17 protein-coding genes are annotated in these 14,600 nt (G+C 61.6%); 10 read left to right on the top strand and 7 right to left on the bottom strand.

The genetic code is table 11. The features are described 5' to 3' along the window. Window positions 1–66 precede the first annotated feature (66 nt). Window positions 67–270, bottom strand: a complete 204-nt coding sequence (locus tag IVB22_RS09815; protein ID WP_247517132.1) for a DUF1127 domain-containing protein — start codon at window positions 268–270, stop codon at window positions 67–69. 115 nt (window positions 271–385) lie between these two features. Here IVB22_RS09815 and IVB22_RS09810 point away from each other — a divergent pair, with 115 nt between their 5' ends. The 4 genes from IVB22_RS09810 (at window position 386) to tcuB (ending at window position 5,092) form a co-directional block, all read left to right on the top strand. Then, window positions 386–1,285: a transcriptional regulator GcvA gene (locus IVB22_RS09810; protein WP_247517131.1), complete on the top strand. Its 900-nt coding sequence runs from the start codon at window positions 386–388 to the stop codon at window positions 1,283–1,285. Window positions 1,286–1,471: 186 nt separating this feature from the next. Then, the gene (tcuA, locus tag IVB22_RS09805; RefSeq protein ID WP_276576913.1) at window positions 1,472–2,863 is read left to right on the top strand and encodes an FAD-dependent tricarballylate dehydrogenase TcuA; all 1,392 of its coding nucleotides are present in this window, start codon (window positions 1,472–1,474) and stop codon (window positions 2,861–2,863) included. A 51-nt stretch (window positions 2,864–2,914) separates the two neighbouring features. Beyond that, on the top strand, window positions 2,915–3,946 hold the full coding sequence (locus IVB22_RS09800; protein ID WP_308200375.1) for an esterase: 1,032 nt from the start codon (window positions 2,915–2,917) through the stop codon (window positions 3,944–3,946). 30 nt (window positions 3,947–3,976) lie between these two features. Further along, window positions 3,977–5,092, top strand: a complete 1,116-nt coding sequence (tcuB, locus tag IVB22_RS09795) for a tricarballylate utilization 4Fe-4S protein TcuB (protein ID WP_247517128.1) — start codon at window positions 3,977–3,979, stop codon at window positions 5,090–5,092. Window positions 5,093–6,111: 1,019 nt separating this feature from the next. Here the strand turns inward: tcuB and IVB22_RS09790 are convergent. Both IVB22_RS09790 and IVB22_RS09785 read right to left on the bottom strand, forming a co-directional pair. Beyond that, the gene (locus IVB22_RS09790; protein WP_247517127.1) at window positions 6,112–6,648 is read right to left on the bottom strand and encodes a PRC-barrel domain-containing protein; all 537 of its coding nucleotides are present in this window, start codon (window positions 6,646–6,648) and stop codon (window positions 6,112–6,114) included. Window positions 6,649–6,988: 340 nt separating this feature from the next. Continuing rightward, window positions 6,989–7,162 carry a DUF3606 domain-containing protein gene (locus IVB22_RS09785; RefSeq protein WP_247517126.1) on the bottom strand — a complete coding sequence of 58 codons (174 nt, stop codon included), beginning with the start codon at window positions 7,160–7,162 and terminating at the stop codon, window positions 6,989–6,991. Between the two features lie 215 nt (window positions 7,163–7,377). Here IVB22_RS09785 and IVB22_RS09780 point away from each other — a divergent pair, with 215 nt between their 5' ends. From IVB22_RS09780 to IVB22_RS09770, 3 genes are all read left to right on the top strand, one after another. Then, window positions 7,378–7,575, top strand: coding sequence for a hypothetical protein (locus IVB22_RS09780; RefSeq protein ID WP_247517125.1), 198 nt, complete (start codon window positions 7,378–7,380; stop codon window positions 7,573–7,575). 158 nt (window positions 7,576–7,733) lie between these two features. Continuing rightward, window positions 7,734–8,006: a hypothetical protein gene (locus tag IVB22_RS09775; protein WP_247517124.1), complete on the top strand. Its 273-nt coding sequence runs from the start codon at window positions 7,734–7,736 to the stop codon at window positions 8,004–8,006. 218 nt (window positions 8,007–8,224) lie between these two features. Beyond that, the gene (locus tag IVB22_RS09770; protein WP_247517123.1) at window positions 8,225–8,434 is read left to right on the top strand and encodes a hypothetical protein; all 210 of its coding nucleotides are present in this window, start codon (window positions 8,225–8,227) and stop codon (window positions 8,432–8,434) included. Window positions 8,435–8,727: 293 nt separating this feature from the next. On the opposite strand, the gene IVB22_RS09765 is transcribed toward IVB22_RS09770, so the two are convergent. Next, the gene (locus tag IVB22_RS09765; RefSeq protein ID WP_247517122.1) at window positions 8,728–9,333 is read right to left on the bottom strand and encodes a DedA family protein; all 606 of its coding nucleotides are present in this window, start codon (window positions 9,331–9,333) and stop codon (window positions 8,728–8,730) included. A 435-nt stretch (window positions 9,334–9,768) separates the two neighbouring features. Here IVB22_RS09765 and IVB22_RS09760 point away from each other — a divergent pair, with 435 nt between their 5' ends. Further along, window positions 9,769–10,116 carry a hypothetical protein gene (locus IVB22_RS09760; protein WP_308200374.1) on the top strand — a complete coding sequence of 116 codons (348 nt, stop codon included), beginning with the start codon at window positions 9,769–9,771 and terminating at the stop codon, window positions 10,114–10,116. A 246-nt stretch (window positions 10,117–10,362) separates the two neighbouring features. On the opposite strand, the gene IVB22_RS09755 is transcribed toward IVB22_RS09760, so the two are convergent. Genes IVB22_RS09755 through IVB22_RS09745 form a run of 3 tightly spaced genes read right to left on the bottom strand, consistent with a single transcriptional unit; the run spans window position 10,363 to window position 12,967 of the window. Continuing rightward, entirely contained in the window at window positions 10,363–10,776 is a 414-nt protein-coding gene (locus IVB22_RS09755) for a Rieske (2Fe-2S) protein (RefSeq protein ID WP_247517121.1), read from the bottom strand. Beyond that, window positions 10,776–11,885 carry an amidohydrolase family protein gene (locus IVB22_RS09750; RefSeq protein ID WP_247517120.1) on the bottom strand — a complete coding sequence of 370 codons (1,110 nt, stop codon included), beginning with the start codon at window positions 11,883–11,885 and terminating at the stop codon, window positions 10,776–10,778. Before IVB22_RS09750 ends, IVB22_RS09755 begins: the two co-directional genes overlap by 1 nt. After that, window positions 11,882–12,967, bottom strand: a complete 1,086-nt coding sequence (locus IVB22_RS09745; RefSeq protein WP_247517119.1) for an amidohydrolase family protein — start codon at window positions 12,965–12,967, stop codon at window positions 11,882–11,884. The genes IVB22_RS09750 and IVB22_RS09745 overlap by 4 nt, the downstream gene beginning before the upstream one ends. 133 nt (window positions 12,968–13,100) lie before the next feature. Between IVB22_RS09745 and IVB22_RS09740 the strand changes: the two genes are divergently transcribed. Both IVB22_RS09740 and IVB22_RS09735 read left to right on the top strand, forming a co-directional pair. Next, on the top strand, window positions 13,101–13,583 hold the full coding sequence (locus IVB22_RS09740) for a CinA family protein (RefSeq protein WP_247517118.1): 483 nt from the start codon (window positions 13,101–13,103) through the stop codon (window positions 13,581–13,583). Window positions 13,584–13,691: 108 nt separating this feature from the next. Next, window positions 13,692–14,579, top strand: coding sequence for a hypothetical protein (locus tag IVB22_RS09735; protein WP_247517117.1), 888 nt, complete (start codon window positions 13,692–13,694; stop codon window positions 14,577–14,579). The last annotated feature ends 21 nt before the right edge of the window (window positions 14,580–14,600 follow it).

Here is a 14,600-nt window from a genome sequence, read left to right as displayed (position 1 = left end):
TTGCTCCCGCGGAGCTAAAAAGCGGCCGGCGTCCCCCTGATGAGGCGACGCCGGCCTGGCTGCCATCTAAGCCCGCCAGAACGGTTTTTCGGTCTCGTAGGCGATATCGCTCCAGGAGATCCCGATGTCGTGGAGCTCCCGCTCGGACCAGCTCGCCAGCTCCCGGCGCGACTGATAGCGCTGCCGCCAGACATGGAGGGTCTCGCCGATCTGAGACAAAAGGCCAGGCTCATGATGATTTATCATCGATTCATGCGTGTAAGTGGACATTTTCGGCTCCTGTAGTATGCTGTTGACGCTAATATCTGCGCCATTCGGCCTGTTCACAAACGACACTTTGTACCGTTTCGGATGATATAAACTCATGTAAATCGGGGTTCGCGGAATGACCGCCAGGCTGCCGTCGCTGAATGGATTGCGGGCGTTTGAGGCCGCGGCCCGGCATTTGAGTTTTACGCAGGCCGCCTCCGAGCTGAACGTCACGCAGACCGCGATCAGCCACCAGATCAAGCGGCTGGAGGAAGAGCTCGGCGTTCGCCTCTTCATCCGCCAGAACCGCTCGCTGGCGCTGACACAGCAGGCGCAGGAATATCTCCCCGGCATCCGCGCCGCGTTCAACGATCTCAGGCTCGCGACCGACCGTCTGCTGCGCAAGGACGACGACCATGTGCTGACGGTCTCGACGCTGGCCTCGCTCGCCGCCAAATGGCTGCTGCCGCGGTTGACCGCCTTTCAGGAAGCTCATCACGGCATCGACGTGCGCATCACCACCTCGACCAACCTGGTCGACTTCCAGCGCGACAATGTCGATGCCGCAATCCGCTACGGCCGCGGCCAGTGGCCGGGCGTCCGCGCCGACTGGCTGATGGCGGACGAGCTGTTCCCGGTATGCAGCCCCGCGCTGCTCAAGGGAAGCAAGCCGCTGAAATGCCCCGAGGACCTCAGGGATCACGTGCTGCTGCACACCAGCAACGCCAACTACGACGACTGGCGGCTGTGGCTGACGGCCGCCGGGCTGCCGGCCGATTTTTCGAAACAGCCGGGCGTTACTTTCGACCTGATCTTCATGACCGTGCAGGCCGCGATCGACGGCCTCGGCGTTGCGATGGGCCGCACCGCCTATGTGCAGGAAGACATCGCCAAGGGCCGGCTGGTCGTTCCCTTCAACATCGCATTTCCGGTCGACGCCGGTTTTTATCTGGTCTCGCCCGCAGGAAGAGCCGATCCGCCCAAACTCTCTGCCTTCCGGCAATGGCTGCTCGCCTCCGTGCAGAGCAAGCCCTGACATCGCAGATAATCCGCATAGCGAGTTGCATGCGACATCGTCGCATACGGCTGCATTTCGGAGCGCACGAGACGCGTGACGTGGCCTCTTCATCAGGCTAGAAAATCGCGGGGGCGGATGGATTTTCCTGGCCGAGCGCAGGTTTGATTTCCAGGCCAACAACGACAACAAGAGCGCATGGCCGATCTGACTAAAAAATTCGATGTGCTGGTGATCGGCGGCGGCAACGCCGCTTTGTGCGCCGCCATCAGCGCCCGGCGGGCGGGCGCTTCCGTGCTGGTGCTGGAAGGCGCGCCAAAGTTCTATCGCGGCGGCAATACCCGCCACACCCGCAACATGCGTTGCGCCCATGATGCGGCGACCGAGATTCTCACCGGCCCCTACACGGAAGAGGAATTCTGGGACGACCTGTTGCGCCTGACCGGCGGGCAGACCGACGAGGAACTGGCAAAGTTCATGATTCGGGAGTCCAAGGACATCCTGAACTGGATCGTCGAACAAGGCGTGCGCTGGCAACCCTCGCTCGGCGGCACGCTGAGCCTCGGCCGCACCAACTCGTTCTTCCTCGGTGGCGGCAGGGCGATGCTGAACGCGCTCTATCTCACTGCCGAAAAGCTCGGCGTCGAGATCGTCTATGATGCTGAAGTGATCGACCTCCAGATCGAGGACGGCATGTTCCTGTCCGCAAAGCTGAAACAGCCGATCGACAGCGCGGTAGAAATTCGTGCCTCGGCGCTGGTGGCGGCAGCCGGCGGTTTTGAAGCCAATATCGAATGGCTCAAGGAGTACTGGGGCGAGGCGGCCGACAATTTCCTGATCCGCGGCACGCCGTACAACCGCGGCTCGATCCTGAAGATGCTGCTCGACAAGGGCGTGCAGGACATCGGCGACCCCACCCAATGCCATGCGGTTGCGATTGACGCTCGCGCGCCGAAATTCGACGGCGGCATCATCACCCGCCACGACTCGGTAGTGTTCGGCATCGTCGTCAACAAGCACGCCCAGCGCTTCTATGACGAGGGCGAGGACATCTGGCCGAAGCGCTACGCGATCTGGGGCCGGCTGGTGGCAGCCCAACCGGACCAGATCGCCTACATCATCTTCGATGCGTCCGTACGCAATAGCTTCATGCCGACGCTGTTTCCGCCAATCGAGGGCACCACCATCGCGGAACTCGCCGGCAAGCTCGAGCTCGATCCGGCGGCGCTGGAGAAGACCATTACCGAGTTCAACGCCGCGGTGCAGCCCGGCACCTTCGATCACACCATCCTCGACGATTGCCGCACCGAAGGCATCACGCCGCCGAAGACGCATTGGGCGCGCAGGATCGAGACGCCGCCTTATCTGGCCTATCCGGTGCGGCCCGGCATCACCTTCACCTATCTCGGCACCCGCGTGAACAAGCAGTCGCGCATGGTGATGAAGGACGGCAAGCCTTCCGCCAACATGTTCGCGGCCGGCGAGATCATGGCCGGCAACGTACTTGGCAAGGGCTATGCGGCCGGCATCGGCATGACCATCGGCAGCGTGTTCGGACGGGTGGCGGGACGGGAAGCGGCGAAGAATGCGCGGAATTAACGCGACGCACCTCTCCCCGCTTGCGGGGAGAGGGAGACAAAGGGAGGATTGATGATGCGGCTTGCGATTGTTTATGCTGCGGCAGTTTTGATGAGCGCGACACTGGCCAACGCGGCTGAGCCGATCGCGTTGCGCGACATGGGTTCGTTCCATGTCGGCGGGCGGCTGGTGGAGATTTCCGGCAAGCCGGTCAAGGAGGTGACCTTCACTCCTGGCGGCGTGCCCGCAAAAGTCGATCCCAACGGCACCTATCAGGTCGAGCAGATGTATGTGCAGTATTTTCTGCCCGCCAACGAAAAGGGCGCCTATCCGCTGCTGATGTGGCATGGCGGCGGGCTGACCGGCGTAACGTATGAAACGACGCCGGATGGACGCGAGGGCTGGCTGAACTACTTCCTGCGCAAGGGCTGGGCCGTCTACAATTCCGACGCGGTCGAGCGCGGCCGCGCCGGCTGGGCACAATATCCCGATATCTTCAAGAGCGAGCCGGTGTTCCTCACGACCGCCAATCCGTTCGAGCGCTTTCGCATCGGCGATGGCGCAGGCTCCTACAATCCGGATCCGGCCAAGCGCAAGCTGATGCCCGGCAGCCAGTTCCCGAACGAGGGCTACGAGAATTTCGTCAAGCAGAACGTGCCGCGCTGGACCACCACCGATGACGCGATCATTGCCGCCTATATCGCCGAGATCGACCGTGTCGGCCCATCCATCATCCTGTTCCACAGCCAGGCCGGCAGCTTCGGCTTCAAGGTGGCGCAGGCACGGCCCGACAAGGTCAAGGCGCTGATCGCGATCGAGCCCGCCGGTCTCGGCGATCCGGCCAAGGTCGATGCTTTGAAGGACATTCCGACGCTGATCGTCTATGGCGATTACATCGAGAAGGATTCGCGCTGGCCGAAAATCCGCGCCAACGGCATTGCCTTTGCGGACGCCATCAAGGCCGCCGGCGGCAGCGTCGATGTCGTCGACCTGCCGCAAGCCGGGATCAAGGGCAACTCGCACATGGTGATGATGGACAAGAACAACGCCGAGGTCGCCGCCCTGATCCAGAAATGGCTCGAAGGCAAGGGGCTGACCAAGTAAGCGGGCTGGCGCGAAGGCAGGAAGCAACGAATGCACGGAACGCGAATTCTGGAGGAAGCCGACCGCCTGATGACGGTCTGCAATTCCTGTCGCTATTGCGAGGGGCTCTGCGCGGTTTTTCCGGCGATGGAAATGCGCCGCGCGTTCTCCGACGGCGACCTCAACTATCTCGCCAATCTCTGCCATGGCTGCGGCGCCTGCTACACTGACTGCCAGTTCTCGCCGCCGCATGAATTCAACGTCAACGTCCCGAAGACGCTCGCCATCGCGCGTGCCGAGTCCTACGCGGCCTATGCCTGGCCCCGCGCCTTCGCCGGCGCCTTCGCGCGCAACGGGCTCGTCATCAGCCTCGTTGCCGCGCTCAGCGTCGCCGCGTTCATCTTCGGCTTTGCTGCTTTCAACGACCGGCAGGTGTTGTTCGGCGTCCATACCGGCCCGGGCGCGTTCTACAAACTGATGCCGCATAATGCGATGGCGGCGCTGTTCGGCGCGGCGTTCCTCTATGCGATCGTGGCTTTGGTGATGGGCGTGCGCGCGTTCTGGCGCGATATCGGCGAACCCGTCGGCATGAAGACCGATATCGGCGCGCTGCTCCAAGCGATCCGCGATGCCGGCGAGCTGCGCTATCTCGACGGCGGCGGGGTCGGCTGCTTCGACGAGGACGACCGCCCGACCGATCGTCGCAGGCTGTATCATCACCTGACCTTCTACGGCTTTGCGCTGTGCTTCGCCTCCACCTGCGTCGCGACGCTCTATCACTATCTGCTGGCGCGGCAGGCGCCGTATCCGTGGTGGGATCTGCCCGTGGTGCTCGGCACGCTCGGCGGCATCGGTCTGTTGATCGGGCCGATCGGCTTGCTCATTGAGCGATGGAAGCGCGATCCCGTGCTGGTCGATGAAGCGCGCTACGGCATGGATGTCGCGTTCATCGTGATGCTGTTTCTCACCAGCCTGACCGGCATGGCGCTGTTGATCCTGCGCGAGACGGCGGCGATGGGCCCGCTGCTGGCGCTGCATCTCGGCGTAGTTTTCTCGCTGTTCGTCACCATGCCCTATGGCAAGTTCGTGCACGGCATCTACCGTTTCGCCGCGCTGGTGCGCTACGCGATGGAGCGGAAAGCGATGGCGCATGGGACGGGGGAGTAAGGCCGGCGGCCTCTTCATTGCGAGGCGTCCGTAGGATGGGTGGAGCGAAGCGATGTCCATCAATGTCGGTGCGCGTGATGATGGGTTTCGCTTCGCTCTACCCATCCTACGAATGACATACCTTCGCGATCTCGCGGCGCATTGCGTCCGAGGCTTGCATCTTCGTTTGGCCCTCTTCGAAATAGAGGGCGCAGGGAAGACCGGGTGCTTGCTGCACCCGCGGTCTCGCGTGCGATTTGCGCGTAAGAAAATGCACACGAGCATACAGGGCAGCGGGAGCATTCCGGCCTTCCCTGCGCAATGGCTTTACGGCTTACTTCGTGCTCTCCCCGGTGAACGGCTTTCTTGCCACCGTCGCTCCACGAGGTAACTCGTGAAACTTAGCGCCAGCACCGCGGCGTCAGGACCACACGACTTCGCCGTACGCGTCAGGCGCGTACGTCTATCGCACCATTCGCGTCCATCGCATCTCACCGCACGTTCGTGACGATCGCGAGCGTCCTCATCTGCCGTGAGACGGGCGGAGTTATGCCGATGATTTGCTCTGGAAGTTAAGCGGAATATTTTCGCAAGAGGGACTGGACAGGTTTTGGGTGATTTGCCCGTCGTGCCAATTGGTCGCAGTTGCGTTTCGAGATTGCGCTTGCGCGGAAGGAAAATCAGTCCGCACGCCGTAGGGTGGGCAAAGGCGCGCCAGCGCCGTGCCCACCATTTCTTGCTCACTTGCAATGGTGGGCACGCTTCGCTTTGCCCACCCTACAGCTCTTGCACGCTTTCAGCCGTGAGGCAGGCGGAGCCATGTAATGATTTGCCCAACGAAGCGGGCAAAGAAACGGCCTCAGCCCGGTCACAGGAGCTGAGGCCCATCGGTGTTTCTGACTGAGGATGTATCTGCGCTGATACGGAGCTCCAACCCGGCCGCACCGTCAACGTTCCAAACTTTTTCAAACGCTGCGAACGTGCTCTCAGGAAAAAAAGGCCCCACCGTGGGGCCTTTCACTTTCAATGATGCCGCTACCTTAGTTGTAGTCGGAATACTTGAACTGCGGCATTGCCTTGAGCTGCTCCTTGTTGCCGCTCATCATGGCATGATCGGGAGTCCAGTCACTCGCGTTATTCGCGCGTGTGGTCGTGGTCGCAGTGGTGTTGGCCGGCGCCGTGGCTGTGCCGGTCGTGGTTTCACGCGTCGTGGTCGCGGTGGAGCTGGTGCGGACGGGTTCCTCGGCAAATTTCAGCTTGTCCATCGTAACGGCAATGTCGTGCTCGCCCATCCCTAAGAAGCCGCCGACGCCGATAACCACGGCGTGCACCTTGCCGTCCTTGTCCAGGATCAGTTCATTGATGTCGCCGAGCTTCTCATTGGCCTCGTTGTAGACGTCGAGGCCCATGAGCTTGGACGCGCGCCATTTGCCCTTGAGCATCATCTTGTCGGAACTTGCAGCCGGACTGGTGGTCGCGGCCGGTGCAGCGCGATCGGCAGGCTGGGCGGTCTGCGCATAGGCCGCGCCGCTGACGATCGCGGTGCTGAGAAGTGCGAAAGCAATGAGATTCTTCATGGTAACCCTCCGGAAAAAGTGAATGTGTGCTTCCGTGAACGGGCCAAAGTGATGAATGTTCCACGAGATTGACACTTCGTCATGCGCGCGTCCCGCGCCTGCCAGCCAACGTCTCATCGGGAAGTATAGGAAACAAACGGCTGCGCGCGCGTTGAAGCAACAGCTCGCGCCGGGTGGCAACCGGCCATAACGGAGAACGATGAACGCGGCAATTTTGCCGGTTTCTTGCTGCGACATCAACGCATCGGTACGCGCTGACATCTAACCCGTTCCCGGCGTGAGCGCTCGCTCCGCTCAGTGACAATCGCCCCGCGACATCCGGCGCCTTACGGCTCGCTCGTCATACCCCCAGCTCCTTGCGAACGGCAGCGGCCGAATTTCCGACCTTATCTACGGCTCGTTGCAGTTCGTCCCTGGAAACGCCGAGAGCCTTCAGCCAATACTTGACCTCGAAATCCTCGCTCATGTTGATCTTGCTGCGATCGGGCTGATCTCTTTTCGTGAGGTTATCCATCCTTCCCGCCTCTCCTAAGCCGAAAGGGAAACGTGGTCAGGATCGGCCGGTTCCTATGAAGCGCCTGTTCTCGTAGTCGCAGCGTTGGCACAGAACCCCGGCAGCGATTTCCAGAATACCGGTCCTTAGCCATGGCAGGCGCCGGCAGGCGGAATGATCGGGAAAGGATAGTATAGAAAGGAAATAGCAGAGCTTTAGAGAAAATGCGGCTTGTCATGAACGAGGATTTTTACAGGGAGCGCGCCCGGGAAGTTCGGGATATCGCGGCCAAGGCCGACCCATTCATCAAGCAGCGGCTTTTGGACCTCGCCGACCGCTATGATGGCAAGCGCAAAACAAGCGTCACGCCGTTACCGTCAGCGCCAGCCGCCACGCAGAACCCATCGGGCGAACGCGATAGCAGTTCCGGCTAGGCCCTGCCCGATCGTTCGCTGCCATTGCGAGTCGCAGCCAACCCGCGGCAACGATTTAGTTTCGTGTCTGCAACCGGAACAGACTGAAATTCAGCCGGTTAGCCCTGAGCATCTCTGGTCTCAGGGGGCCATAGAAGTCCGTTAGCATTGAGGCTGCCATGGCCAATGCAAAATACGAGCGCGCCCTTGCGCGAGCGCGACTGGCATTGATTGCGCCGACGGTTGACGACGTAACCGCCGCCTATTTCGGCAGTCAGGTTGAAAAGGTTTTGCTGGAAGCCAAACAGCGCGAGGAAAAGTCGGACCAGGAATTGATATCGACGCTGCTCGATGCCGTCGCGAGAAAATACTTCGCGCTGGGCCTGCGTGACAACGATCCCGAGCGAAGCCCGGATGAGCGTCCTCCGCATGCCATCCCGAAGAAGTCATGAAGGTTGCCGCCGAGCTGACTGTCGTTCGAACCCTCACACCTGATCCTCAATGGTTCATTTGAATCACTGCAGCGTGATTGCTTCGCGCATTGCACGATTAGATACAAAATAATGCACGAATGCGCGCTATTTGATCTCGCATTGGCGCTCACCAGTACCTATCTGTGATTCAGGTAGGAAATTCGCCCCAAGGATAACTCCGATAAAGGAGCCATCTAATGGCGAACGTATTAACCACTGGGGCCTGGCTTTCTGCTCCAACCAAAAAGCCCACATTTTTCGCACGATTATTGCGCGTTAACACCAGCTCCCGTCAGCGGCATGCGGACCGCATTGTCGAGACGTACATTGCTACCCACGGGCTGCAGAAGCTGTCTGATGATGCAGAGCGTCACATCAGCCGTTTGCTCATCAAGGCGGGCCAATAGCCATGGTCACACTCATCATCATGCACTTGGCAACCAGGCTCGCTCGTTTTGGGAACGAAGTTGGTGAGACGTGGCGCGAAACTCAGCACCTTCGCCGCACCCTTGCCGGACCAATGGAAGAATAACAAACGCAGGAAACGTAGGGTGGGCAAAGGCGCACTTCGCGCCGTGCCCACCAACACCCGGTTGCGCGCTTGATGGTGGGCACGCTTCCGCCTTCGCTCTTCGAGCTACGGCGGACAAGTCGCTTTGCCCACCCTACGGCTAGCAACAAGCAACCGCCCGCGCATGCTTCACGATCGCTGCACGATCTGATCGAGTTTCTTGCTGAGCAACCAGGACATGCCGAGGAACGCGACCAGCATCACGAAGCCCAGGCCCGAAGAGGCATTGTTGATGGACTTCTCCGAGAACTGACCGAAGGCATAGCCAGCCGAGACAACGGCGCCGGACCAAAGGCCCGCCGCAACGAAGTTGAGCGCCAGGAAAGTGGACCACGGCAGCCGCGATATCCCGTAAGCAAACCCCGCGAGCCCGCGGACGCCGTGCGGGAAACGGTGAATCAGGATCATCCAGACATAGTGACGTTCCGTCAGGCGGACGACCGTCTGCACCGTGCGCTCGAACCGCGGAAAACGATCGAGTAAGCGGGCGCCATAGCGTCGCCCGATCCAGAAGCGAATGACGTCGCCGGCGAAACTGCCGAACCAGCAGACCACGATGAGCGTGCCAAGACCCAGCGCCCCCGAATGCGCCGCGTAGCCCGCGAACAGCGCAAGCAGCAGGCTATGCGAGGCTGCATAGGCAAACATGAAGCTGTAGGCCACATCGCCATGCTGGCGTATGAGGTCGAGGAACGAGGTCAGATCCGTCGGAAACAGCAATGTAAGCCCACCCACTCATGTGAATATTTCCCCCAGATGAGTGGGTTCGGGATCGACGCTAGCACTCCGCGGATGGCCACGAAAGCCAACAGGCACGCCCACAGCCGCCAGCTCTGCACGCCGAGCGTGTTTGTAGGTGAGGCGATCCGTACAACGCGTCAGGACGCGTACTCATCAATCGAGTTCGATCGGTGCGGCTTGATCGATGTCCGCCATGCCCCGATAGCGAGCAAAGAGCGGCCCTCCAAGGACCGGGCGTGCGGCGAGCGCATAAGGGCATTGCAACTGCCGCCGATCACATTTGGATCGCGCGAAATCGCGGAAAGTTCACTCTGATCACCCGCGTCGATTGGACGCAGCCGGTGTTATTTGGGTAGTCCGGCAATGATGCCGGATTGCAAAGCAAAAAAGGGAAGAACAATGCTCAGGAAGTTGCTAGGTGCAGCCGCAATGGCTGCAACGGCCTATGCTTTTGTGCCCGCGGCACATGCCGGGCACGTCCATCACGCCGCGCATGTCGGTGTCGGATGTAGCGGCGACAACTTCGCTAAAGCTGAAGGCGGGGTCGAGACTATGGCCGATGGCCCCGCCAAGTTCATGGCGGAAAGGGAGATTGCTCAGGCGCAGGACGCAATGCTCAGTGGGCAGATGAGTGGATGCGCACTGCATCTCGGCCAAGCGTTGCGCGCTGAAAGCGTGGCCCAGACCGCTTATCCGGGGACGATGGCCCCGGCTCCGTTCGCAACTACAGCCGCACAGCCGCAGTTTAATTGGACCCCGCTGAAAGGCGCGTATTAAGCCTCAGCAGAAGGGCCTGACCGCGCGGCGATCGGCCCAGCAGAACAGACTCTCAGAGCGGCGCTCCTCGTTGCAAGCTTGCAGGGCTATCGTCCTAAGCCAAGCGTCGCGCGCCGCTCCCTCTGGAGATCGTAGGGTGGGCAAAGCGAAGCGTGCCCACCATTTGGAAGCGCAATCGGTGATAGATGGTGGGCACGGCGCAAGCGCGCCTTTGCCCACCCTACGAATTTCGCACTAACGGCGGGGCTACAAATCCACCACCACGTAATCGCTCTCGACCGACACGGCGAGCGTCTCCGCCACATACGGTCCCTTCACCACCGCCGATCCAGGCTCGACGTTGACCGGATAGGCACGGGCGCGAAAGCGTTTGGGGTCACAGTAGGACTGCCCGGTGCGGATATCGAATTCCCAGCCGTGCCAGGGGCAGCGGATGATTTCGCCGAGTCTTGTGTATTCGATCTCGCCGGGATCGGAGGATTGCGCGAACCCGATCAAGGGGCCCTCGCACAAGGCCGCGCCCTGATGCGGGCAGCGGTTCAACAGTCCGAAGAACTCGCCCTTGATGTTGAAGATCGCGATCGGCCGCCCGTCGATGTCGAGGAATTTTCGGGTACCCGGTGGAAGCTCGTCCACCGGGGCAATGACGTGACGAACCATCAGACCAGCCCGTAAAGCTTCTTCGCGTTGCCGAGATAGAACGCTTCGCGGTTGGCGTCGCTGACGCCGGCCGGCAACACGCGCGACGGCTCGTCGAAATCCCAATGCGGGTAATCGGTCGCGAACAACAGCTTGTCCCAGCCGATCCATTCGATCACCTGGAACAGATGGTCGCGGCGCTCCGGGTCTTCCATCGGCTGCGTGGTCCACCAGATGTGGTCGCGGATGTATTCCGACGGTTTTCGTTTCAGATGCGGCACCTCGCTGTGCAGCCGCTCGAAACTCTTGTCGAGCCGCCAGCCCAGCGACGGCGCCCAGCCGAAGCCGGCCTCGATCATCACCATCTTCAGCTTGGGATAACGCTCGAACACGCCTTCGAGCACGAGGCTCGCGAGCGCGGTCTGCTGGCACTGCGAATGGCCGACCATCTCCTCGATATAGAAGCTCGGCCAGCCGGACGGGGTGAGCGGATTGCCGCCGAAGCCGAAGGCATGAATGCCGACCGGCAGGCCGATCTCCTGCGCCGCCTCGTAGACCGGCCAGTAGCGGCGCTGGCCGAGCGGTTCGACATTGCGCGAGAGCAGCAGCACCTGGACGAAATTCTTGTCGCCGGCCCGCTTGCGAATTTCGGCGGCGGCGGTAAGGCCGTCTTCATTGGCGACAACGATCGAGCCCTTCAGGCGAGAATCCTTAGCTGTCCATTTCTCGATCTGCCAGTCGTTGATCGCGGTGCAGATCGCGCCGGCCAGATCCTGGTTGCGCAGGCCCTGCCCGCTGGCGAGCGGATTGAGCACGCCCAGCGCAACGTTGTAGGGATCGAGAAGCTGCTTCTGCATGAAGGAAAGCGAGGAGCCCTGCGGACCGCCTTCCGGCGGCCAGGCGTCGCGGCGCGAGGCGTTCGGCTGCGCCTTCGGATAGGGCGGGCCTTCCATCATGCCATGATAGGCCTGCTTGCCGTAGGCCTCGATATGCACGTGCCAGCGTTTTGCGAGGAAGGGGTAGAGTTCGTCCGCGGTCGCGCGGGCCGGATGGATGTCGCAATCGGCGATCGCGGGCTTGACGCTGACAGACGCTGATGGCTCCGGCCGGTCGCGGAACTGCACATTCATGGCGTCGTCTCCTTCATCGCCACCTGACCGAGGCGGCTATAGGTCGCGAGCGGATTGTCGATCATGATCTTGCGAACAAGATCGGAGGAGATTCCCTCGGGCAGCACCGCGTCGCCGTCGAATTGCCAGTGCGGGTAGTCGGTCGAGAATAGGAGCAATTCGTCCGACTGCATATGGTCAAACAGGCGGTTCAGGGTTGCGGGATCGGGCGGCGCATCGACCGGCTGCAGCGAGAAACGGATATTGCTGCGCACAATCTCCAGCGGCGCGCGATCGACCCACGGCGTTTCCATCCGTATGCCGCGCCAGAACTTGTGCAGCCGCCACAGATAGGCCGGCAGCCAGGTGAACCCGGACTCCAGCATGACCATCTTCAGATTCGGGTGGCGGGCGAACACGCCCTCCACGATCAGGCTGGTGAGCTGGGTCTGGAACGCGGTGGCCTGCGCGACGTAGTCCTCGATGTGGTAGGAGCCCCAGCCGACCGAGGTCGGCGGGTTGTGATAGGCGCTGCCGGCATGGATGCCGATGGTGAGGCCCAACCGTTCGGCCGCCGCATAGATCGGCCAGTAGGCGCGTTTGCCCAGGGGCATGTCGCCCATGACCAGCACCAGCACCTGGACGAAGCGCTTGTCTGTGGCGCAGCGCTCGATCTCGGCCACTGATTTTTCGACGCTTTGCACAGGGATCACGATCGAGCCGCGCAGCCGATCGTCCTTGTCGAGCCATTCCTTGGCCAGCCAGTCGTTCAGCGCGCGGCAGAACGCGTCCTGCATGTCCTCGGAGAATACCATCTGCACGCCGTAGAGCGGATTGCAGATGCCGTAAGCAACACCGAAGCGGTCGAGCGCCTGCTTCTGCATGTCGGCAAGATCAGCACCCGGCTTGCCCTGTGCCGGCCGCCAGTCCGGCCGCGACGAAATCGGCGAATTGGTCGGATAGGATTGCGAGACGAGATCCGTCATGCCGCGCGTCGTCACCTGGTCGCGCCAATAGTCGTTCATGTAGGGCAACAGGCTGGTCAGATGAGGAACGGCGGGATGCAGATCGCAATCCACGCCGCCGGGAAGCGGCGACGTCATGGTGTTTCCTCGTTCGCCCGCGTGGGCCGCTGACGTTTGAGGTATTCAATCAGGGCGGCCCCTGCGCCGCAACTCGGCAAATGTGGACCTCCTGTGCTAGGAGGACATGACTGGCGGGAATTTAGGAGTTGAGATGAAAGAGCTCGTGACGATAGCCGAAAAGATTGCCGCTCAACTGATCGCGCGGAAACAGACGATTGCAGTTGCGGAATCTTCAACTGGCGGCCTGATCTCGGCGGCGCTGCTGTCGGTGCCGGGCGCATCCGCCTATTTCCTCGGCGGCGCGGTGGTATATACGCGCGACGCGCGGCGGCTGTTGATGGATATTCCTGACGAGGCGATGAAGGGCATTCGCTCGGCGTCCGAGCCCTATGCGAAACTGCTGGCAAGCCAAGTCTGCGAGCGTTTTTCAACCGATTGGGGCTTGTCGGAGACGGGCGCAACGGGGCCAACCGGCAACCGCTACGGCGATGCCGCCGGTCATAGCTGCATGGCGGTGGCGGGGCCGTCGCAATCGGTGTTCACGCTGGAGACGGGGAGTGCCGACCGGCAAGCCAATATGCAGGCGTTCGCGAAGACGGCGCTGAATTTGCTGCTGGAGAATTTGACGGAGTAGATTCGTAGGGTGGGCAAAGCGAAGCGTGCCCACCATCTTGATCCGTTACGTGAATGGTGGGCACGCTGCGCTTTGCCCACCCTACCGCCCTACGCGAGGATCGCATCCATGCAACAGTTCGACCGCGCCGCAGAAGATCTCGGCAACTCGATCCATTTCGAGCATGTCAACGTCACCATCCCCGACCAGCGGCTGGCGACGCTGTTTTATATCGCAGGCCTCGGGCTGACCCGCGATCCCTATCTGATGGTGTCGGACACCAACATGTGGGTCAATGTCGGCAGGAGCCAGTTTCACCTGCCTGATGGCGCGCCGCAGGTGCTCCGTGGTCATACCGGCATCGTCATCGCCGGCCGTGAGGCGCTGCTGGAGCGGCTGGCGTCGGTGGCGAAGAAGCTGGAAGGAACGTCGTTCGCGTTCACCGAGCATAACGACCATGTCGAGGCGATCTGTCCCTGGGGCAACCGCGTGCGCTGCTATGAGCCGGACGCCGCGCGCTTCGGACGCATCACGCTCGGCATTCCCTATGTCGAGTTCGACGTGCCGGTCGGGACCGCAAAAGCGATCTGCGCGTTCTATCCCGAGATCATGGGGATGCAGGCCGAGTTCTTGAACGGCGACGGCGCCGTGGCGCGGGTCAAGGCCGGGAAGGATCAGTACCTGCAGTTCCGCGAAACCGACCGCGCGCAGCCGGAATTCGACGGGCATCACGTGCAGATCTACATCACGGATTTTTCGGGTCCGTACCGCCGCTTGCGGGAACGCGGCCTGATCTCGCAGGAAGACAATCAGTATCAATACCGCTTTCGCGACATCGTCGACCTCGATGGCGGCAGGCATCTGTTCACCGTCGAGCACGAGGTGCGCAGCGCCACGCACCCGATGTTCATGCGGCCGCTGGTCAACCGAAACCCGGCCGAGACCAACCGCACCTACGCGCCCGGCCACGAGCAGTGGCCGTGGGCGATGGGACCTGATGAATACGACAGGAGGTAGGGGACGGGCACACTGTCGTCC

Source organism: Bradyrhizobium sp. 190 (assembly GCF_023073415.1).
Classification (GTDB): Bacteria; Pseudomonadota; Alphaproteobacteria; order Rhizobiales; family Xanthobacteraceae; genus Bradyrhizobium.
This window is presented reverse-complemented; position numbering and strand designations above follow the sequence as displayed.

Coding starts and splice junctions, on each gene's coding strand:
- IVB22_RS09750 (WP_247517120.1), bottom strand. CDS start 11,885: ATGAATGTGCAGTTCCGCGACCGGCCGGAGCCATCAGCGTCTGTCAGC.
- IVB22_RS09740 (WP_247517118.1), top strand. CDS start 13,101: ATGAAAGAGCTCGTGACGATAGCCGAAAAGATTGCCGCTCAACTGATC.
- IVB22_RS09775 (WP_247517124.1), top strand. CDS start 7,734: ATGGCCAATGCAAAATACGAGCGCGCCCTTGCGCGAGCGCGACTGGCA.
- IVB22_RS09735 (WP_247517117.1), top strand. CDS start 13,692: ATGCAACAGTTCGACCGCGCCGCAGAAGATCTCGGCAACTCGATCCAT.
- IVB22_RS09760 (WP_308200374.1), top strand. CDS start 9,769: ATGGCTGCAACGGCCTATGCTTTTGTGCCCGCGGCACATGCCGGGCAC.
- IVB22_RS09770 (WP_247517123.1), top strand. CDS start 8,225: ATGGCGAACGTATTAACCACTGGGGCCTGGCTTTCTGCTCCAACCAAA.
- IVB22_RS09780 (WP_247517125.1), top strand. CDS start 7,378: ATGAACGAGGATTTTTACAGGGAGCGCGCCCGGGAAGTTCGGGATATC.
- IVB22_RS09800 (WP_308200375.1), top strand. CDS start 2,915: ATGATGCGGCTTGCGATTGTTTATGCTGCGGCAGTTTTGATGAGCGCG.
- IVB22_RS09815 (WP_247517132.1), bottom strand. CDS start 270: ATGTCCACTTACACGCATGAATCGATGATAAATCATCATGAGCCTGGC.
- IVB22_RS09790 (WP_247517127.1), bottom strand. CDS start 6,648: ATGAAGAATCTCATTGCTTTCGCACTTCTCAGCACCGCGATCGTCAGC.
- IVB22_RS09785 (WP_247517126.1), bottom strand. CDS start 7,162: ATGGATAACCTCACGAAAAGAGATCAGCCCGATCGCAGCAAGATCAAC.
- IVB22_RS09810 (WP_247517131.1), top strand. CDS start 386: ATGACCGCCAGGCTGCCGTCGCTGAATGGATTGCGGGCGTTTGAGGCC.
- IVB22_RS09755 (WP_247517121.1), bottom strand. CDS start 10,776: ATGGTTCGTCACGTCATTGCCCCGGTGGACGAGCTTCCACCGGGTACC.
- tcuB (WP_247517128.1), top strand. CDS start 3,977: ATGCACGGAACGCGAATTCTGGAGGAAGCCGACCGCCTGATGACGGTC.
- IVB22_RS09745 (WP_247517119.1), bottom strand. CDS start 12,967: ATGACGTCGCCGCTTCCCGGCGGCGTGGATTGCGATCTGCATCCCGCC.